The sequence below is a fragment of the Mesorhizobium sp. 10J20-29 genome (assembly GCF_054130485.1).
Map to the genome: position 1 here is coordinate 4,018,679 of NZ_CP199156.1, position 19,643 is coordinate 4,038,321.

16 protein-coding genes are annotated in these 19,643 nt (G+C 61.4%); 11 read left to right on the forward strand and 5 right to left on the reverse strand.

The features are described from left to right. Positions 1-27: 27 nt before the first annotated feature. A complete protein-coding gene (locus ACT2BZ_RS19255) occupies positions 28-912 on the reverse strand; it encodes a LysR family transcriptional regulator (protein ID WP_457936919.1) in 885 nt (294 codons plus the stop codon). Between the two features lie 297 nt (positions 913-1,209). Here ACT2BZ_RS19255 and ACT2BZ_RS19260 point away from each other — a divergent pair, with 297 nt between their 5' ends. The 11 genes from ACT2BZ_RS19260 to hydA all read left to right on the forward strand — a co-directional run bounded on the left by ACT2BZ_RS19260 (position 1,210) and on the right by hydA (position 14,973). Beyond that, positions 1,210-3,303, forward strand: a complete 2,094-nt coding sequence (locus tag ACT2BZ_RS19260; protein WP_457936920.1) for a hydantoinase/oxoprolinase family protein — start codon at positions 1,210-1,212, stop codon at positions 3,301-3,303. Positions 3,304-3,308: 5 nt separating this feature from the next. Further along, positions 3,309-5,081 carry a hydantoinase B/oxoprolinase family protein gene (locus ACT2BZ_RS19265; protein ID WP_457936922.1) on the forward strand — a complete coding sequence of 591 codons (1,773 nt, stop codon included), beginning with the start codon at positions 3,309-3,311 and terminating at the stop codon, positions 5,079-5,081. Positions 5,082-5,279: 198 nt separating this feature from the next. Then, positions 5,280-6,566: an ABC transporter substrate-binding protein gene (locus ACT2BZ_RS19270; RefSeq protein WP_457936924.1), complete on the forward strand. Its 1,287-nt coding sequence runs from the start codon at positions 5,280-5,282 to the stop codon at positions 6,564-6,566. A gap of 109 nt (positions 6,567-6,675) precedes the next feature. Next, a complete protein-coding gene (locus tag ACT2BZ_RS19275) occupies positions 6,676-7,524 on the forward strand; it encodes an ABC transporter permease (RefSeq protein WP_457936926.1) in 849 nt (282 codons plus the stop codon). Positions 7,525-7,528: 4 nt separating this feature from the next. Next, complete coding sequence (locus ACT2BZ_RS19280; RefSeq protein ID WP_457936927.1) at positions 7,529-8,365, forward strand: ABC transporter permease; 837 nt, start codon at positions 7,529-7,531, stop codon at positions 8,363-8,365. A 5-nt stretch (positions 8,366-8,370) separates the two neighbouring features. After that, entirely contained in the window at positions 8,371-9,546 is a 1,176-nt protein-coding gene (locus tag ACT2BZ_RS19285) for an ABC transporter ATP-binding protein (RefSeq protein ID WP_457936928.1), read from the forward strand. 275 nt (positions 9,547-9,821) lie between these two features. Beyond that, positions 9,822-11,201, forward strand: coding sequence for an amidase family protein (locus ACT2BZ_RS19290; RefSeq protein ID WP_457936930.1), 1,380 nt, complete (start codon positions 9,822-9,824; stop codon positions 11,199-11,201). An 8-nt stretch (positions 11,202-11,209) separates the two neighbouring features. Next, positions 11,210-11,602, forward strand: coding sequence for a carboxymuconolactone decarboxylase family protein (locus ACT2BZ_RS19295; protein WP_457936932.1), 393 nt, complete (start codon positions 11,210-11,212; stop codon positions 11,600-11,602). Positions 11,603-11,654: 52 nt separating this feature from the next. Further along, a complete protein-coding gene (locus ACT2BZ_RS19300) occupies positions 11,655-12,518 on the forward strand; it encodes an NAD(P)-dependent oxidoreductase (protein ID WP_457941385.1) in 864 nt (287 codons plus the stop codon). Further along, entirely contained in the window at positions 12,515-13,456 is a 942-nt protein-coding gene (locus ACT2BZ_RS19305) for an N-carbamoyl-D-amino-acid hydrolase (RefSeq protein ID WP_457936934.1), read from the forward strand. Before ACT2BZ_RS19300 ends, ACT2BZ_RS19305 begins: the two co-directional genes overlap by 4 nt. 59 nt (positions 13,457-13,515) lie before the next feature. Then, the gene (hydA, locus tag ACT2BZ_RS19310) at positions 13,516-14,973 is read left to right on the forward strand and encodes a dihydropyrimidinase (protein WP_457936936.1); all 1,458 of its coding nucleotides are present in this window, start codon (positions 13,516-13,518) and stop codon (positions 14,971-14,973) included. 92 nt (positions 14,974-15,065) lie between these two features. Here hydA and ACT2BZ_RS19315 read toward each other — a convergent pair whose 3' ends face one another. Genes ACT2BZ_RS19315 through ACT2BZ_RS19330 form a run of 4 tightly spaced genes read right to left on the reverse strand, consistent with a single transcriptional unit; the run spans position 15,066 to position 19,643 of the window. After that, entirely contained in the window at positions 15,066-16,457 is a 1,392-nt protein-coding gene (locus tag ACT2BZ_RS19315; protein WP_457936938.1) for an MmgE/PrpD family protein, read from the reverse strand. A gap of 8 nt (positions 16,458-16,465) precedes the next feature. Next, positions 16,466-17,626 carry an acyl-CoA dehydrogenase family protein gene (locus ACT2BZ_RS19320; RefSeq protein ID WP_457936940.1) on the reverse strand — a complete coding sequence of 387 codons (1,161 nt, stop codon included), beginning with the start codon at positions 17,624-17,626 and terminating at the stop codon, positions 16,466-16,468. Beyond that, positions 17,623-18,786: a CaiB/BaiF CoA transferase family protein gene (locus ACT2BZ_RS19325; protein ID WP_457936942.1), complete on the reverse strand. Its 1,164-nt coding sequence runs from the start codon at positions 18,784-18,786 to the stop codon at positions 17,623-17,625. The genes ACT2BZ_RS19320 and ACT2BZ_RS19325 overlap by 4 nt, the downstream gene beginning before the upstream one ends. Further along, positions 18,783-19,643, reverse strand: coding sequence for an FAS1-like dehydratase domain-containing protein (locus tag ACT2BZ_RS19330; RefSeq protein ID WP_457936944.1), 861 nt, complete (start codon positions 19,641-19,643; stop codon positions 18,783-18,785). Before ACT2BZ_RS19330 ends, ACT2BZ_RS19325 begins: the two co-directional genes overlap by 4 nt.

A 19,643-nucleotide genomic window follows, 5' to 3' on the forward strand; every position in this document is an offset into this window, starting at 1 on the left:
TGATTGGTTGAATGGATCAGCGCAAGACTAGGGTGTCATGTATGAGGCGCCGACTTTCTGGCTGACCTCGATGAATCGGCGCTTGGCCATGTTGATGCTGGTACGGCGCCAAGCGAGATGGGTTTCGACCAGGACTGGCGGGTTGGTCACGATGGGCCGCGCGGCAATAGCATTCTCGCCGCAAAACCGGGGCATGCCGCAGAAAATCGTTATCCCGACGCCGGCCGTGACGAGGCCGAGCAGCCCGGTCAGGCTCGATGCCTCCTGGCCGACCTTCATCACTTGGCCGGCGCTCTGGAAGGCGTCAACGATGATGCGGCGCAACGTTGGCCACTCAACGCGCGTGCCCATGACGAGCTGCTCTCGGGCAAGGTCATCGATCGTCAGCGCCTTCTTTGCGGTGAGCGGGTGGTCGAGTGGGAGCAGGGCGGTCAGACGATGGTGCGCTACCGGCCGAGATTCAATTTCCGAGTTCTGGAACGACCCCTCAATGAAGCCCAGATCGATTTCGTCCTGCAGGATTTTGTCACGCTGCACTGGGGACGTCATGTAGGTGAGCTCGAGTCGGACGTCGGGATTGCTGAGCCGGAAATCGCGGGTGATGTCTGGCACCAGGGAATGGCCGGTGATGGTGGTGTAACCGATGCGCAATATTGCCTTGGTGCCGGATGCAAGCAGTCGGGTCGTATGCTCGGCGACGTGAATGCGGCCGAGAATTTCCTGCGCTTCCACCAGCAGGTACCGCCCGGATTCGGTCAGTCTCACCTTGCGGGTCGTCCGCTCCAAGAGCTTGACGCCAAGCCTGTCTTCAAGTTCGAGCACGATCCGGCTAACCGCCGGTTGCGCCATGTTCTGTCGCTCGGCCGCCCGGTGGAAGTTCAGTTCCTCGGCTACCGCGACGAACGTCGCCAAGTGCTTGAGATCGTATCTGATCATTGATACCGATTTCGTCTTAATGCCCGCAAAATAATTATTTCACATACGAACGATCCATGTCTACTACTTATCTGAATTAGAAAAAGCGTCCGTAAGTGGCGTAGCGGGGATTATATCAATGGGCGAGTTTGCGTTGCCTTTGTGTCTCACGATCGCCACTGCGTTCGAATCATCCGGTCGCCATCCGGTACCGGGCGACGCATCGGTCAAACGCTCTAGTCCAGATGCAGGCAGGTTTGCAGCCTCCCAATCAGGCCCGTTGAGGCGTTGGTCATGATCCGCGTCGGCGTCGACGTCGGGGGAACCTTCACCGACATCGTGCTCGAGCGGTCCGAGCCTAGCGCTGACGCCCACGTCGTTGTCACGAAGGTATCGAGCACGCCCAACGACCAATCCGAAGGTGTCGTCCAGGGAATCCTGAAAGTCTGTGGCCTGGCAGGCGTCAAGCCCGGCGAGATCGATGCGGTTTTTCACGGTACCACGGTCGCTACCAACATGGTGATCGAACGCCAGGGTGCAAAGGTCGGCATGATCACAACGCGGGGCTTTCGCGATATCATGCACATGGCCCGACACAAGCGGCCTCACAATTTCTCTCTGCAGTTCGATCTGCCCTGGCAGTCAAAACCGCTGGTCCGGCGGCGCGACCGACTGGTGGTGAGCGAACGCATCATGCCGCCCACGGGCGACATCGAGGTTCCCCTCGCTGAAGACGAGGTGAAGCACGCAGCGGAACTTTTCGCCAAGCGCGGCATGGATGCGGTGATCGTCGCATTCCTCTTCTCGTTTCTCAACAACGAGCACGAGCAGCGTGCCAAGGAAATCGTGAAGTCGATCCTTCCCGACGCCTTCGTATCCGCCTCGTCCGACGTGGTGAACACGATCCGCGAGTATGAGCGTTTCTCCAGCGCTGCGATGAATGCCTATATCGGCCCCAGAACGTCAGCCTATCTCAGAAATCTGGAGGGCCGGCTGCGTGCCAACGGTATCGATGCGATGGTTCGCATCATGCAGTCCAACGGCGGCATATCGACGATCGAGAATTCGAGCGAACTGCCGATCGGACTGCTTCTTTCGGGCCCCGCCGGCGGGGTTATCGGTGGCCGCTGGACCGGCGAACACAGCGACAAGAACAACATCATCACCATCGATATCGGCGGCACGTCGGCCGACATATCGGTGATCGAAAACGGCGAGCTGCGGATTAAGAATCCGCGCGACACGGAAGTCGCCGGACTGCCGGTGCTGGTGCCCATGATCGACATTGATGCGATCGGTGCCGGGGGCGGCTCGATCGCCTACATCGATTCCGGGGGAGCGTTCCGTGTCGGTCCGCGCTCGGCGGGCGCGGTGCCGGGGCCGGCATGTTATGCCAAGGGCGGCGACGAGCCGACTGTGACTGACGCCCAGGTGGTGCTGGGTCGTATGGATCCGGAGCACTTCCTTGGCGGCGACCTGACCATCGATGCATCGCTGTCGGAAAAGGCGATCCGCAAACACATTGCCGAGCCGCTCAAGCTGTCCCTCGAAGACGCGGCGCTAGGCATCCTCAAGATCATCAACAACAACATGGCGTTGGCGATCAACGCCAACTCGGTCGCGAAGGGTGTCGACCCGCGGAATTTCTCGCTTATGGGTTTCGGTGGCGCTGGCCCGCTGCACTCGGTTTCACTCGCCGAAGCCATCCACGCCAAAGACGTGATCTCGCCGGTGCATCCGGGCATTACGGCCGCAACCGGCCTGCTGGTAACCGACCTGCAGTACGAATACACGCAATCGACGCTGATGGTGCTCGACAATGCCAGCGATGCCGAGTTCGGGCGCGTCAACGCTGTTCTCGATGATCTTGTCGCCCGGGCAAACCGGCAGCTCGACGCCGATGGAATTCCGGCTGGACAGCGCCAGTTCCGTCAGGTTGCCGAATGCCGTTATGTTGGCCAGGGTTTTGAACTGCGCGCCGACGTTCCGGATGGCGCCCTTGGCAAGCAGACGGCCGGAGTCATCATCGACAATTTCTACAACGCCCATAAGCAAGTCTACGGCCACGCGTTTCGCGATCAGCAGACCGAGATGGTCACGTTGCGCGTGATCGCGACGGTAAAGGTGGAAACGCTCAGGCTGCCGAGGCTTGGCAAGGGCGGCCGAACAAACCCGCCAGAGGCCGAGATCTACCGGCGGCGTACCGTATTCGACAATGGAGAGGCGGCCGACACGCCTCGCTACCAGCGCGGCAAGCTGCTTGCCGGCGACAGGATCGACGGTCCAGCTCTAGTGATACAGCACAATTCGACAACGATCGTGCCGCCCGGCTATCTCGCCACGGTGCTCGACTTCGGCGACATGCGCATCGAGCGCAATCAGGGATGACCGGTATGGAGAAGACAGTCGATCCCATCACGCTACAGGTTATCGGAGGAGCGCTGCATTCCATCGCTGAGCAGATGGGCAACGTCCTCTACCGAATGAGTTACTCGTCGATCATTCGCGAGAGCCAGGACTTGGGCGCCGGCCTTTTCGACCGTGATTACAACACTTTGTGCGAATCCGACTCCACGCCCATGCATATCGGCTCGCTGCCGGGTTACCTGCGCGGCATCGAGAAGACGGTGCCCCTCGACGCCTGGAAGCCAGGTGACTGCGTCGTCCACAACCACCCCTATTACGGCGCCAGTCACTCGCCGGACATCGGCATTGTCATGCCGGTTTTCTTCGAGGGCGACCTTGTCGGCTTTTCGGCCAATACCGCGCATCATGTCGACATAGGCGCGGCGACGCCCGGACTGGTCATAGACATTCCCGACGTCTTCGCTGAAGGCATGCTGCTAAACGGGCTGCTGCTCTACAAGGAGGGTGTGCGAAACGAGTCGCTTTGGAAGTTCATAAGCGACAACACCCGCGTTCCCAGCCTCGTCATGGGCGACCTAGAGGCGCAGATTGCCTCGGCCGAACTCGGCGTGCAGCGCTTTCAGCAACTCATGGCGACCTACGGCAAGGAGACTGTCCTGCAGGCTTCGCGGCAGCTGATGGACTACACTGAGAACATGCTGCGTCGTGAGATCGAGAATATCCCTGACGGCGACTATGTCGCCGAAGGGTTCCTCGACGACGATGGTCGCAATCGTGGCGTGACGCTGCCCCTCAAGGTGACAGTGCGCGTACGGGGCGATGGCGTCGAAGTAGACACGACCGGCTCCTCCGATCAGGTTCCGACAGCGTTCAACGTGCCCTTCGACGGTTCGACAAAAGTCGCCTGCTATTTTGCCTTCCGGGCGCTGCTTCTCGATACCTACACGCACGAGGAGTACATCCCGCAGAACGAAGGTTCGTTCCGGCCCGTCAAGGTCACGTCGCCCCTCGGCTCGATCTTCAATCCGATTTCGCCGGTCGCTGCAGAGGCCCGCTTCAGCCAGATCCAGCGGCTCTGCGACCTGATCATCAAGGCGTTGGCGCCGGTGCTGCCCGACAAGTGTACGGCGGGCAACGCGGCCGTGCTTTCCTTCGCAGCCTATTCCGGCGTGCGGCCGAGCGGCGACTACTGGGTATTTCTCGAGGTGAACGAGGCGGCGATGGGCGGCCGCCCGTTGTCGGACGGACCCGACACGGTCGAAGAACTGATGCGCAACACGCGCAACAATCCGCTCGAAGACCTCGGCATGCATCTGCCGCTCATCTGCGATCGATACGAGGTTCGCGACGATGCACCTCCAGGAGCCGGCAAGTTCCGCGGCGGGGCAGGGGTCGTGAAGTCACAACGATATCTCACGCCAGGTTTCATGACGCATGAATCCGACCGCAACGAGGATGCGCCATGGGGGATATTCGGCGGCAAGCCGGGACACTGCAGCAAGGTGGAGCTCAAGAACACCCAGACCGGCAAGCATAGCTATCAGCCGGCGAAATTCTCGGGGTTGCGCACCGAGATTGGCGATGTCGTCACCTACTATTCGCCGACAGGTGGTGGATACGGCGATCCAATGGAGCGCGAACCGGCCAAAGTTCTCGACGACGTGCTCGACGGCTTCATCACGGTTGACCACGCGCGCGACGACTACGGTGTGGTGCTGTCGGAGGTCGACGACGGCTATGGATGGGCACTCGATGAAGGGGCAACGAAAGCGCGTCGCGCGGAGCGAATGCGCGGTTAGTCGCCTGGAGTTCTGCGGCCAAGCTGCGGGATTTCATTTGCCGATGCTGTCTCCGCAAGGGATAGTGACGGTGTACGGGCAGCAGATATCGGACGACGCGCGTCATTCGATTTGGCTAACAAGACCGGGACAACTCGGCATGCAGATCAAGGCGTTATCCGGTTCACGTGAAAACGCATATGCAATGGGAGAACTGAAATGAAGAAAACAGGTGGACTACTCAACGGAAGGGTTTCGCGACGTTCGGTGCTCAAGGGCGGTGCGGCAGTCGCAGGCGCAACAGCCGTCACTGGCTTCCCTATGGTCTGGGCCCAGAACCTCAAGGACGTGACCCTCATGCACACCGGGATGTCGTATTCTACGCTTCCCGATATTGCCCGACAGGCTACGCAGGATCTCGGATTCAAGGTAGAAATGTCGGTTGTCGATCATCCGGGCCTACTCAATCGCCTCGTTCAGGATCCGAAGTCGCTTGATATCGCCGACCTCGAGATATGGCAAAGCAAGGTCGCGGTCCCGCAGGGCGCATTGCAGGGGATCGAGATTGCAAAGATCAAGAACTGGGGCGAGTTGACGCCGCTCTATACGGAAGGGAAGTTCGGCGGCAAGGAAGCGTCGCGACAGGGCGACTCGCCGTTCGAATACATCTACCGCGAAGGCATGGACACCAACGGCTTTGCCGGCGGTGTGACGGAATGGGCCAACTTCTGCCCAGGTGTCTACAACGCCGATACGCTGGGCATCCGGCCAGACCTGGTGGGACGCGAAATATCGAGCTGGGCCGACCTGATCTCGGCGGACTTCAAGGGCAAGACCGCCATTCAGAACATTCCGACCAACGGCATCATGGACGCCATGATGGCCTGCGAGTCAGCCGGCCTGCTCACCTATGGGGACAAGGGCAATCCTACCCAGGACGAATTGACCGCGACGATCGCCAAGCTGATCGAACTAAAGAAGGACGGGCATTTCCGCGCTCTCTGGAGCACATTCGACGAAAGCGTCAACCTCATGGCGTCGGGCGAGGTGGTCATCCAGTCCATGTGGTCGCCAGCCGTTACGGCGGTCAAGGCCCAGGGCGTCAAGTGCGTGTATCAGCCTCTCAAGGAAGGCTATCGTGGCTGGGGCAACGGACTGGGCATGCTTGCCCACCTTGAAGGCCTGAAGCGCGACGCCGCCTACGAGTATCTCAACTGGTACAATTCCGGCTGGGTCGGCGGCTTCATTGCAAAGCAGGGCTATTATAGCTCCAACCCGGCCACGGCGATGGCGGCACTGTCGGAGAACGAGCGCGGCTTCTTCTACGAAGGCAAGGCCGCAACCGCCGACATCACGAGCCCGACTGGAGAGAAGACCAACTCGGCAGGCGAAGTTCGCGACGGCGGATCCTACGAGGAACGCTTCTCCAAGGTGGCTGTCTGGAACAACCTGCCGGACGAAGCAGAGTTCCTCTACGCCAAGTGGAACGAATTCAACGCGGCCTAATAACGCAAACTGAAACAACCGGGCGGCGCCACCACGCCGTCCGGACTTTCGCCCGGCAACGGCTCCAGATTTAAGGTAGGATATGACACCCGCGCCATCTTCACGATCGATGCTGCCAACCTACCTGCAGGTCGCGCCGCTGACCGTCGTGCTCACATTATTCTTCGTCATCCCGGTGGGGCTTGTGGTGCTGGTGAGCTTCTTCCGATACCAGATGCTGGTCGGCATCGTCCCCGACTTCACACTCAAGAACTATGTCGATCTCCTAACCAACCCGACGACCTGGACGCTCTACCAATCGACGCTGAAGTTCACCCTGATCGTGCTGGCGATCACCTTCGCACTCGGCTTCTGGATTGCCTATTTCCTTGTGTTCCACGTCCGCAACCTGTTGACGGCAATCGGGCTGTTCCTGGTCTGCACCGTCCCGTTCTGGACCTCCAACATCATCCGAATGATCTCCTGGCGACCCGTGCTGGGCAAGGAAGGGCTGATCAACAGCGCTCTTCTAAATACCGGCGTTATAGACCAGCCGATCGAATGGCTGCTCTATTCCGACTTCTCGGTCGTCGTCGCCTATGTGCACCTCTTCACCCTTTTCATGATCGTTCCAATCTTCAATTCGATGGCGCGCATCGACAAGTCGCTTCTTGAGGCTGCGGTCGATGCCGGAGCCAGCCGCTGGGGCGTGATTTGGAACGTGGTCCTCCCGTTGTCGAAAACAGGCATCGCGCTCGGCGCACTGTTCGTAGTGACGCTTGTGATGGGCGACTTCTTCGTCGTCACTGTCATGAGCGGCGGCCTTTCGGGATCCGCCACATCCGGCATATTCAATGATCTGCAGTTCCTGAACTATCCGCGCGCGGCCGCCAACGCCGTGATCCTTCTCATCATCGTGCTCCTGATCGCCGCTTCGATTTTCCGGCTGGTGGATGTGCGCAAGGAACTGGTGAGGTAAGACCATGTCATCCGCTTCGCCCTCATACGGATCTCGGCCCTGGACATTCTACGTCCTGGCCCTGTTGTTCACGCTGTTCGTGATCTTTCTTTACGGGCCCATGCTGGCAGTGCTTGTGCTTTCGTTCCAGGGTCCTTCTGCGTCCTTGGTCTTCCCGCTGCGCGACCCCTCGCTGATGTGGTTTGACGAGCTGTTCAACCCGCGCCGCACAGGCGACGTGGTAGGAGCATTTAACCGCTCGCTGCCTCTTGCACTGGTGGTGATGGTGCTCACCGTCTTGATCTCCGTGACGGCAGGTTTCGCGTTCCGTCGCCGATTCAAAGGCGCGACGTTGATCTTCTACACGGCGATCGCCAGCCTGATCGTGCCCGGGCTCGTTCTGTCGATCGGAACGATTGTGACCTTCCGGTATCTCGGTCTTTCGGCGTCGTGGAACACCTCGGGCCTCGGCGCGCATCTTTCCTGGGCCTTGCCTTTCGGGCTGCTCATCATGTTTGCCGTCCTCGGACGCCTGAATCCGTCTTATGAGGAGGCGGCCTACGACCTTGGTGCCAGCAAGTGGCAGACGGTCAAGGAAGTCGTTGTTCCGATTGTTTTCCCGGGCATGATCGCCGTCGCGCTATTCGGCTTCACGCTTTCCTACGACGAATTCCCCAGAAGCTGGCTCACGGTCGGGTCGAAAAACACGCTCCCGCTCGAGATATGGACGATGACGACCAATGTGACATCGCCGGCTCTGTATGCGCTCGGCACCGTCACAACCATCATCTCGTTTCTGGTCATTGCCATCGCGCTCTCTTCCATCCTCTTCATCCAACGCAAGCGGTCCCGCGGAAAATGAACACAATGACAGCAAAAGCCACACCCGACACCGCCGCCGGAACGCGGGAAAGCGGCGAAATCCGACTTGTCGGCGTGACCAAGAAATTTGGAAATGCCTATGCCGTCGAGAGCATCGACCTGACAATTCCGCATGGCTCCTACTGCTGCTTGCTGGGACCTTCGGGCTGCGGCAAGACCACCATCCTGCGCATGATTGCCGGTCACGAGACACCAACCTCGGGCGAAATCTTCATTGGGGAAGACATGGTGGTCGGAAAGCCGCCCGTCGAGCGCGGAACGGCCATGATGTTCCAGAGCTACGCGCTGTTCCCGCATCTTTCGATCCTCGACAACGTCGCCTTCTACCTAAAGATGAGAAATGTCGGGAAGGAGGAGCGCCGGGGCAAGGCACTCGAGATGCTGGAGCGGGTGCAACTCGACCACCTGAAGGATCGCATGCCGGCGCAACTGTCCGGCGGCCAACAGCAGCGCGTGGCATTGGCGCGCTCGCTGATTACCAACCCGAAAGTGCTGCTCCTCGACGAGCCGCTGTCGGCGCTGGACGAGTTCCTGCGCCTCAAGATGCGTGGCGAATTGAAAAGTCTTCAGGACGAACTGGGCATCACATTCGTCCATGTGACCCACACCCAGCCGGAAGCGATTGCACTGGCCGATATGGTGGTGGTCATGGATACCGGTCGCATCGACCAGGCCGACAACGCCAACACCATCTACAACCGACCCAAGACGCCCTATGTGGCGCGGTTCATGGGAGGACAGAATGTCCTGACCGGCACAGTCGAGAGCAATGCTGGCGGAGCAGGGACGCTGAAGTCGGAAGCCGGATCGACGTTTGAGGTCAAGTTGAATGACAGTGCCGCAACAGTCGGTTCGAAGCTCTCGATTGCGGTGCGACGTGATCAGGTCACCATCCGGCGTGGCGACGAGGCGTCATCCGTCGGCGCGAATTCAATCGCCGGAATCGTCGAGGCGACCGAGTATCAGGGCAGCTACGTCAAGGTCACGCTCAGGGCCGAGGGCGACGAGTTCGTTGCGAACGTGTCCGACCGGGCCTTTTTCGCCGAACCCGTCGAAACGGGCGACCCGGTCGTGGCGACCTGGAACCCTGAAGACATTCATGTGCTGAGCAAGGTCGACACCGGCGGTGCTGGCGATTCCTATCTCGATGGAGGCCACTAGCAAGCGAAGCATGACCGCGCGCCTTCGATGATCTGCTGACGGCGCAGAAGAACAGGGACGATCGAAAACAGGTGTGACGCTATGAACGCGCCCGGCCGAGCGGCTGAGTGTGAGGGAGATTTATTGTGCCTGGAGGAGCCTCGGCTGCGACACCTTGGTCAACCGACGCGTTCAGTAGCCCGACTTCCACGGCCAGCAAGGCTGGGCTGCAGGCCGTGCCAGCAGTGGTGGAAATAGTGCGATCGAGAGCACGCCAATAAAAGCAGGAGCTAGACGTGAGCAACATCGATGACATCGCCAACCGTACAGCGGCGGGCATTGCTCTCGCCTACCGTTCGGGAGAGGCGAGCCCGGTAGAATTGGTCGAATGTGTGTTGGAGCGAATAGCCGACGCCAAGGGCGACAACATCTTCATCAGTGTAAACGCGACCCGCGCGCGGCAGGAGGCGAAGAAGGCTCAAGGGCGCTACGAAGTGGGCGCTCCGCTGTCGCCGCTCGACGGCGTTCCCATCGCCTGGAAGGATTTGTTCGACGTGGCGGGTTCGCCGACGACCGCCGGATCAACGCTCTTTGGTGAGAGTTCCGCCAAGACGGACCAAGCCTGCGTGGCCATGGCCACTGCCGCCGGTATGGTTTCGGTGGGCAAACTCAACATGACGGAACTTGCCTATTCCGGGCTCGGACTCAATCCCCATTTCGGAACGCCCCTGAATCCCAACAACCGCAAGACACCGCATTCGCCGGGTGGCTCCTCCTCGGGTTCGGGCGTGGCCGTGGCGGGGCGCCTGGTGCCTTGCGCGGTCGGCTCCGATACAGGCGGCTCGGTACGCATTCCCGCCGCCTTCAACGGTGTCGTCGGGTACAAGACAAGCACCGGTCGTCTCGACTCCAGCGATCTTATCCCGCTGGCGCGCAGCTACGACACAATCGGTCCCCTAGCCCGATCCGTCGAGGACTGCATATTGCTCGACATGGCAATGCGGGGAGCGGTAGCGACGCCTGTGCGCCGCAGCCCTGTCTCGTCCCTGACCCTGATCGTACCGCGCAATGTGGTGCTGGACGACGCCGACGATGCCGTGGTCGAAAATTTCGAACGATCCCTTGAAGCGCTGTCGAAAGCGGGCGCTAAGGTTCGCCGCGAACGCATCGAGACGCTGGACGACATCATCGAGATGAACGCCAGATACGGCACTCTAACCGCCGCCGAGGCCTATAACGAATACAGCCACATCATCGACAGTGACAAGGTTGCCGCTGTCGACCGTCGCGTTGTGAAGCGGATCGTTGACGGCAAGCGAATGACGGCCAACGACCTGCTATCCATCCAGCGCGGGCGTCGGAAACTGATCGAGAAATTCGGTGCGCAGGTTGGCTCAGCGCTTCTCGTCATGCCGACGACACCCATAACGGCACCCGAAGTCGCGCCGCTGGAAGCCAGTGACGAGACGTTCCATGCCACCAACGTGAAGACGCTGCGCAATACCATGCTCGGCAACATCCTCGACCTGTGTGGTGTGGCGATGCCGAACGGGCGCGACGCCGGCAACATGCCGACGAGCATCTTGATTTCCGCTGGCCACGGCGAAGACGAACGCCTCCTCAGCCACGCTCTGGAGATCGAAAAAGTTGTCCGCGATGCATGCGGCTGGAAATAGAGGAAAGAATGACCGCGAAACCAAGATCCGAGAAGTTTGAACGCGGGCTGAAAACGCGCCGCGCTGTCCTCGGCGCCGAGTACGTCGATCGCTCGCTGGAGCAGGCCGATGACTTCAACTGGTCAATGCAGGAACTGACCACTGAATGGTGCTGGGACGAGATCTGGAACCGCCCAGGCCTGGACCGGCGCTCGCGCTCGATCCTCAACCTTGGCATGATCGCAGCACTCAACCGACCGCATGAGTTCAAGCTGCATGTGCGCGGTGCCATCAACAACGGGCTGACGAAGGACGAACTCAAGGAGGTTTTCCTCCAGATTGGGGTCTATTGCGGCGTGCCGGCCGCACTCGATTGCTTCCGCATTGCCAAGGAAGTCTTCAAGGAAATGGGGCTTGACTGAAACCGGGGCAAAATCCACCACGGGGCCGATCGCCTTCATCGGGCTCGGCATGATGGGCCTGCCAATGGCTTCGCGACTGGTCCGTGCGGGATTCGACGTGCGTGGCAGCGATCTGTCGGAGCAGGCGCGTTCTGCCTTCTCCGCCAACGGCGGCACGGCAGTTGGCGACGCGCGCGTGGCGGCAGATGGTGCATCGATCGTCATAACCATGCTGCCCGACGACCGCGTGGTTCGCGAAGCGCTGCTGGGGCCGGCCGGCGCGGTGGCGGCCCTGTCTGCGGGCGCGCTTGTCATAGACATGAGTTCGTCCGCGCCGGTGGAGACTCAGCAACTCGCCGCAGATCTAACACCGAGGGGCATTTCGCTGGTCGACGCGCCCGTGTCCGGCGGAGTAAGGCGCGCTCTCGATGGCTCGCTTGCCATCATGGCCGGCGGCGATCCAGCCGCCATCAAACGCGCTCAGCCGCTTTTCGAGGCGATGGGGAAGTCGATCTTCCCTACCGGTCCGGTTGGTTCGGGTCACGCCGTGAAGGCACTCAACAATTACGTGTCCGCGGCGGGCCTGGCAGCTGCCTGTGAAGCTTCAATAATCGCCGAGAAATTTGGCATCGATCCGAACATTCTGGTCGATGTCCTCAACGCCTCGACTGGACGCAACAATTCGACCGAAGTGAAGATGAAGCCGTTTATCCTGTCGGGCAGTTTCGCCTCGGCATTCTCAATGCAACTGATGGCCAAGGACTTGCGTACTGCAGCAGACCTCGCCGGCCAACTCGGCATCGACGCTGACGGCGCGCGCAACGCAGCGGAACTGTGGGCCCGGGCCTCGCAGACGCTCGGCAAGAGTGCCGATCACACAGAGATCTATCGTTACCTGGCCGCCAGGGGCGGCCCTGCGCAGGAGGATAGCCGATGACACGGATCATCAACGCCGCGGCCGCCCAGATGGGACCCATCGCGAAGTCGGAAACCCGCAAGGACACAGTCAAGCGGCTCCTCGCCATGATGCGCGATGCGAAAGCGCGCAATGCCGACCTTGTCGTCTTTACCGAGATGGCCCTGACGACCTTCTTTCCGCGCTGGTTGATCGAGGACGAGGCAGAACTCGACAGCTACTACGAGAAGGAAATGCCGGGACCAGACACCCAGCCGCTGTTCGATGAGGCAAAGAAGCTTGGGATCGGGTTCTACCTCGGCTATGCGGAACTGGTCATGGAGGACAACCGCAAGCGGCGCTTTAACACGTCCATTCTCGTCGATCGATCCGGCAACATCGTGGGGAAGTACCGCAAGGTACACCTACCCGGCCATGCCGAGCCTCAGCCCGGTAGGACCCACCAACACCTGGAGAAACGCTACTTCGAGCCGGGCAACTACGGCTTCAAAGTGTGGCAGGCATTCGACGGCGTTATGGGCATGTGCATATGCAACGACAGGCGGTGGCCCGAGACCTACCGCGTCATGGGACTGCAGGGTGTCGAGATGGTCATGCTCGGCTACAACACGCCCTACGACCACACCGGGCACAAGGACATCGACAGCCTCACGCAGTTCCACAATCACTTGTCGATGCAGGCCGGGGCCTACCAGAATTCGACCTGGGTCATCGGCGCCGCGAAGTGTGGGGTCGAGGAAGGCTCCAACATGGTCGGCCAGAGCGCCATTATCGCGCCGTCCGGCGAGATCGTAGCGCAGGCGGTATCGCTGGAAGATGAGGTCATCACGGCACGCTGCGACCTTGACCTCGGAACCCGATACCGCGAGACCATCTTCAACTTCGGCAAGCATCGCGAACCCGACGCTTACAGGCTCATTGTGGAAACAAAGGGCGTAATCCCGTTACCCGACCGATGAAGCGGCAGACAACCCGGTCACAGCCGGGCAGAATGATTGCAATCAAGGGAGAGTGAACAATGTCTACAGTCATCAAGGGCGGAACGATTGTTGCCGCCGACAGGACGTACAAGGCGGACATCCTGATCGAAGGCGAAACCATCGCCACGATCGGCCCCGACCTCAAGGGCGACACGGTCGTGGACGCCGATGGCGCCTACATCATGCCGGGCGGCATCGATCCGCACACGCACCTCGAGATGCCGTTTATGGGTACCACGGCTGCGGAGACCTGGGAAAGTGGCACTTTCGCGGCGATCTCCGGCGGTACGACGCTGGTCGTCGACTTCGTCATTCCGGGACCGGACGGCATGCTGGCCGCGCTCGATGACTGGGAGAAGAGGGCCAAGCGCCAAGCCTCCTCCGACTATTCGCTGCACATGTGCGTGAATGGCTGGTCGGAGAAGCACTTCGACGAGATGCCGAAAGTGATCGATCGGGGCGTCAACACGTTCAAGCATTTCATGGCCTACAAGGGCGCCTTGATGGTGAATGACGACGAGATGTTCGCCTCGTTCCAGCGCTGCGCGGCACTCGGCGCCTTGCCTCTGGTTCATGCCGAGAATGGCGACATCATCGCCGCCCTGCAGGAAAAGTACATGAATTCAGGGATTTCGGGACCGGAGGCCCATGCCTATTCGCGGCCACCTGAAGTCGAGGGCGAAGCGACGAACCGCGCCATCATGATCGCCGATGCCGCTGGCGTGCCTGTCTACATCGTGCATACGTCGAGCGAACAGGCGCATGAGGCTATCAGGCGCGCGCGTCAAAAGGGGATGCGCGTCTTCGGTGAACCGCTGATCCAGCACCTTACCCTCGATGAGAGCGAGTACCAGAACAAGGACTGGGACTACGCCGCAAGGCGCGTGATGAGCCCGCCGTTCCGCGACAAGAAGCATCAGGATTCGCTCTGGGCTGGCCTGTCGTCGGGCTCGCTCCAGGTCGTCGCGACCGATCACTGCGCCTTCACCACCGAGCAGAAGCGCACCGGCATCGGCAACTTCACCAAGATCCCGAACGGCACGGGCGGGCTCGAGGACCGGCTCGCCGTTCTTTGGACAAGAGGCGTCGAGACCGGTCGCATCACGCCCAACGAGTTCGTCGCGGTCACCTCCACGAACATTGCCCAGATTCTCAACATCTACCCGCAGAAGGGTGCCATCCTGCCGGGATCGGACGCCGATCTCGTCGTCTGGGACCCGAAACTGTCGAAGACGATTTCGGCTGCTAATCAGAAGTCGATCATCGACTACAACGTGTTTGAGGGCATCAAGGTCAACGGACAGGCGCGCTACACGCTGTCGCGCGGCGAGGTGGTGTGGTCCTATGGCCAGAACTCCCAGCCAAAGCCGGGTCGTGGAAAGCTCGTCAAGCGCAAGCCGTTCCCTGCCGTCAACAAGGCCTTGTCGGTCTGGAAGGAACTTACCGCGCCGCGCGCCGTCACCCGCTCGGCCGAGCATATGCCGATCGGCGTCTAGGCTGCGCGACGGCACTTGCCAGAAGGCCCGGCGCCAGGCGCCGGGCCTTCTTTTCCTGCCCGGCGCGCCTCAACAAACGAGCGTCGCGGCTACTAGATCAGGCGGCCGATCTCGTTTCGCTCGGCGATAGACCAGAGACGCGGCATGAGGTCGTCGATGCCGGCCGCGTCGAGTCCTTTTCCGTAAGCTGCAAGTCTGCGCGCCTTGGCGTCAATCTCCGGCCTGGAAAGCGTGTTTCCGGGGTCGCCCTTCGGCTCGTCAATGCGGCCCTCCAGCGTCTTCCCGGAAGTGGTGATGACTGACACCTTGCCGATCCAGCGGTTGGGGTAGGCGGCATCGACTTCCGCATCGAGTTTCATCTCCACGCGGTCGAGGAAGGATGTTGCGGCCTGGTCGCTGAGGTATGCGTCGAATTCGGCCATGCCGGCGCGCCGATGTGTGGAGATGAGGCCGAGCGTGGCTGGCATCGAGAATTTCGCCTGATGCACTGTGATCGGATCAGTCACCGGCCCGAGGACGTCGATCGCACCCTGATGGACGTGCGCGATAATGCGGGAGATATTCTCCCCAGCCAGTTCATTTGCTTCCAGCACCTGCAGAAGCGCGTCGGCGGCCGGATGCGTGTGGCGGCATGACGCGTGATATTTGAACGAGGTCTCAAGCACCGCCCAGCGTTCGCCAAGCCGATCAGTCAGCTTCGCCGGATCGGCGTCACTGGACATGCCGGCGGCCATGCCCTGCCGGCCTTCAAGTATCTGCCTTGCGCCGGTGAAGCCGCCCTTCGCAAGGAATGCCGCGGTTAGTCCATCGGATGCGGCCTTGGCAGTATGCAACTGCTTGGAGTCGGCAGCATCGCGCAGAAACTCCCAAAGGCCCGCTGCCTGCGTTCCGGCCGAGCCGATGGCATGAAGCATCTCGGCTGGATAAAGTCCGAGCAGTCTGCCGACTGCCACGGCCGAGGCGACCGTTCCCGCCGTGCCTGTCGTGTGGAAGACACGGTAGTGCGATCGGCCGAGAAACTCGCCGACGCGAATGCCTACCTCGTAGCCGGCGACTGACGCGGCGATGAAATCGCGACCAGAGGCGCCGATGTGCTGGGCGGTGGCGAGTGCGGCGGGAAAGACCACCGCTGCCGGGTGGAATACCGAGCCGTTGTGAACGTCGTCCTGCTCGGAAATATGCGACGCCGCTGCATTGACCAGGGCGGCAAAAAGCGGCGACGTCATCGTGCGTGTTGTAAGGATTTCGGATCGGCCGTCCGTCGGCCCCATGGTCGCTGCGAAGGACTCGAGCGCCGAGATGGCGCGCTGGCCGCGTCCGGAGAGCGCCGACCCTGCCCAATCGACGAAGAAGTCGGTCGTCCGGTCAACAACGGGCTTTGGAATGTCCTCGTATTGCAGTCCCGACGCGAAACCGGCAAGCGCTGCACTTTCTAACCCGGTTGCGCGGGCCAATGCCGGATTGGTTTTGGCTGCAACAGACATGTTTACCCTCAGAACGAACGCGGCAGGCCGAGTATATGTTCGGCCACGTAGGACAGGATGAGATTGGTCGAGATCGGCGCCACCTGGTAGAGTCGGGTCTCCCGGAACTTCCGCTCGACATCGTATTCTGCCGCAAAGCCGAAACCGCCGTGGAACTGGATGCAGGCATTGGCCGCTTCCCAGGACGCGTCGGCGGCAAGCAGCTTGGCCATGTTTGCCTCGGCGCCGCAATCCTCGCCGGCATCGAACTTTCGTGCCGCCTCGAAGCGCATGAGGTTGGCTGCCTCGACGTTCACATAGGCGCGCGCGATTGGGAACTGCACGCCCTGGTTCTGGCCGATCGGGCGATCGAAAACGATCCGTTCGCGCGTGTAGGACGAGACCTTATCGATGAACCAATATCCGTCGCCGATGCATTCGGCCGCAATCAGCGTCCGTTCGGCGTTGAGCCCGTCGAGGATGTATCTGAAGCCCTTTCCCTCTTCGCCGACAAGATTTTCGGCAGGGATCTCCAGATTGTCGAAGAACAGCTCGTTGGTCTCGTGATTGACCATATTGCGGATCGGCGTGACGGTCATGCCGTTGCCGATCGCATCGCGCAGATTGACGAAAAAGACCGAAAGGCCTTCCGATTTCCGTTTCACCTCGGCAAGCGGTGTCGTGCGCGCCAGCAGGATCATCAGGTCCGAGTGCTGGACCCGGCTGATCCAGACCTTCTGGCCGTTGACCACGTAGCGGTCGCCCTTCCTGACCGCCGTCGTCTTGAGCTTCGTCGTGTCGGTGCCGCTCGTCGGCTCGGTGACGGCCATCGACTGCAGGCGCAGGTCCCCGGAGGCGATCCTAGGCAGGTAGAGATCCTTCTGCGCCTTCGAGCCGTGTTTCAGCAGCGTGCTCATGTTGTACATCTGGCCGTGGCAGTGACCGGCATTGCCGCCCGAGCGATTGATCTCCTCCATCACCACGCTCGCTTCTGTCAGGCCCAGACCCGAACCGCCATAGTCTTCCGGGATCATCGCAGCCAGCCAGCCAGCCTTGGTCAGCGCGTCGATGAACTCGACCGGATAACTCGCTGCAGCATCGTGCTTGCGGTGGTACTCGGCCGGAAATTCAGCGCACAGCGCCCGCAGCGCCTCGCGCATCTCTTGATGACTGTCCGGTTTGGGAATCATGCGCTGTCCTTCGTACTGAAAAGACTATCGAGACCGAATTCCGCAAGGATCGTCTCGGTGTGCTCACCAAGCGCCGGTACCGGATCGAGACGCGGCTCCCAACCGTCGCCGCTCACCGGTTTCAGTGCGGGGAGGGGGCCTGCGGGCGAACCAATTTCGCCCCAACGCTGGCGCGCGGCGAGCTGCGGATGCGCCCAAAGTGCCGCCATGTCACTGATGCGCGCCGTGGCGATGCCTCCCCTTTCGAGCCGCGCGATCGCTTCTTCCGTGGTCAGCGTGGAGAAGGTCGCCAGGATCACGGGCTCAAGAACGTCGCGGTGGTTTGCGCGACCGGAATTACCCTTGAAGCGGTCGTCGCCGGCGAGATCAGAGCGCTGCAGCACGTCGGTCGCAAACGCAGTCCACTCGCGATCGTTCTGGAGGCCGAGCATCACCCCGCCGTCCGCGGTCTTGTAGGGGCCGTAGGGATAGATCGTGGCGTGACCGGCACCGTTGCGCTGCGGCGGCGCTGCGCCATCCATCGCGAAATACATCGGGAAGCCCATCCATTCGGCCATCGCCTCCAGCATGGAGACCTCGATGTTGTCGCCCACGCCTGACCGCCCGCGATGGATGAGTGCCGAGAGAATCGAATGATAGGCCGTGACCCCCGCCGAAATGTCGGCGATTGAGATGCCGGATTTCGCCATCTCGTCGCGCGTCCCGGTCACCGACAGGAAGCCGGCCTCGGCCTGGATGAGCAGGTCGTAGGCCTTGCGCTTCTCGTCCGGACCGCCGCCGCCGTAGCCGGAAATGGAGCAGGTGATGAGCCGCGGGTTGTCGGCGCGAAGCTGCTCCGGGCCAAGGCCGAGCCGTGCCGCGGCTCCCGGCGCAAGATTCTGGACGAACACGTCTGCCGACGCCAGGATCTTCTTCAATCCCTCGACGGCGCGCTCCTCCTTGAGATCGAGCGCCAGGCTCTCCTTGGAGCGGTTGGTCCAGACGAAGTGGCTGGCCAGTCCGCGCGCCCTCGTGTCGTAGGCGCGCGCGAAATCGCCGCCATCCGGCCGCTCCACCTTGATGACGCGGGCGCCCTGGTCGGCGAGAAGGCGCGTGCAATAGGGGGCGGCAATGGCCTGCTCCAGCGAGACCACAAGCAGTCCGTCGAGCGGCCGGCTCATGCGAGCCTCGCTTCGGCGGTCATGGCCAGGTGTCCCTCCGCATTGGCGGCCCATAGCCGGACCAGCCCGTCGGCGCCGGGAGGCGTCGCGTTGACGCTCATCATGTCGCCGTCGAACAGCGGCGACAGGGCGCGGAATGAGAACTGCCTGACGCGCGCCTCGGGTGCGTTGCGGCGCACGAGATCGAGCAACAGCGTGGCGATCAGTGGGCCGTGCACGACGAGCCCCGGATAGCCCTCTTCACGCGTTACGTAGTCCCGGTCGTAGTGAATTCTGTGGCCGTTGAAGGTCAGCGCGGAATACCGGAACAGTTGGACAGCGTCCGGCACGAGCTCGCGCCGCCACTCGCCGATCTCGGCCGTTCGCGGCGAAGGCTTCACTGCCGGGGCCTGCAGCCCGCGATAGGCGATGTCGTGTTCGTCCACGATGGCAGCGGGTTGGCCTTCCTGGCCGATTTCATGACGGACTGTGACAAACACCAGCGGTCCGCTGGCGCCGTCCTTGTGCTTGATGGACTGGATCACCGAGCGGCGTTTCGCTGTCTCGCCGACACGGATGTCGTCATTGAAGGCGATGCGGCTGCCAGCCCACATGCGGCGCGGCAGTTCGTTGACGGGCGGCAGGAAGCCGCCTCGTCGGGGATGCCCGTCGGCGCCGATCTCCGATTGGCGGGCGTTCGGAAGGAAGAATAGCCAGTGGGCGAGGAGCGGAACGGCATCGCCGAGCCGGGCGCCTGCGGCGTCGCTGTCCAGCGTCGCGGAAAGCCTGTCCAGCGGTCCGGCCGTGATCATGTCTTCGGCCACCTCGGACCGCCCGATCCACGCGGAATAGTCGCCGGAAGTTTGAGTGCCACTCAT

What these genes read in the sequence shown, in the direction of transcription:
- ACT2BZ_RS19260 (WP_457936920.1), top strand. Translation starts at nt 1,210, where the DNA reads ATGATCCGCGTCGGCGTCGACGTCGGGGGAACCTTCACCGACATCGTG.
- ACT2BZ_RS19265 (WP_457936922.1), top strand. Translation starts at nt 3,309, where the DNA reads ATGGAGAAGACAGTCGATCCCATCACGCTACAGGTTATCGGAGGAGCG.
- ACT2BZ_RS19270 (WP_457936924.1), top strand. Translation starts at nt 5,280, where the DNA reads ATGAAGAAAACAGGTGGACTACTCAACGGAAGGGTTTCGCGACGTTCG.
- ACT2BZ_RS19275 (WP_457936926.1), top strand. Translation starts at nt 6,676, where the DNA reads ATGCTGCCAACCTACCTGCAGGTCGCGCCGCTGACCGTCGTGCTCACA.
- ACT2BZ_RS19280 (WP_457936927.1), top strand. Translation starts at nt 7,529, where the DNA reads ATGTCATCCGCTTCGCCCTCATACGGATCTCGGCCCTGGACATTCTAC.
- ACT2BZ_RS19285 (WP_457936928.1), top strand. Translation starts at nt 8,371, where the DNA reads ATGACAGCAAAAGCCACACCCGACACCGCCGCCGGAACGCGGGAAAGC.
- ACT2BZ_RS19295 (WP_457936932.1), top strand. Translation starts at nt 11,210, where the DNA reads ATGACCGCGAAACCAAGATCCGAGAAGTTTGAACGCGGGCTGAAAACG.
- ACT2BZ_RS19300 (WP_457941385.1), top strand. Translation starts at nt 11,655, where the DNA reads ATGGGCCTGCCAATGGCTTCGCGACTGGTCCGTGCGGGATTCGACGTG.
- ACT2BZ_RS19305 (WP_457936934.1), top strand. Translation starts at nt 12,515, where the DNA reads ATGACACGGATCATCAACGCCGCGGCCGCCCAGATGGGACCCATCGCG.
- hydA (WP_457936936.1), top strand. Translation starts at nt 13,516, where the DNA reads ATGTCTACAGTCATCAAGGGCGGAACGATTGTTGCCGCCGACAGGACG.
- ACT2BZ_RS19315 (WP_457936938.1), bottom strand. Translation starts at nt 16,457, where the DNA reads ATGTCTGTTGCAGCCAAAACCAATCCGGCATTGGCCCGCGCAACCGGG.
- ACT2BZ_RS19320 (WP_457936940.1), bottom strand. Translation starts at nt 17,626, where the DNA reads ATGATTCCCAAACCGGACAGTCATCAAGAGATGCGCGAGGCGCTGCGG.
- ACT2BZ_RS19325 (WP_457936942.1), bottom strand. Translation starts at nt 18,786, where the DNA reads ATGAGCCGGCCGCTCGACGGACTGCTTGTGGTCTCGCTGGAGCAGGCC.
- ACT2BZ_RS19330 (WP_457936944.1), bottom strand. Translation starts at nt 19,643, where the DNA reads ATGAGTGGCACTCAAACTTCCGGCGACTATTCCGCGTGGATCGGGCGG.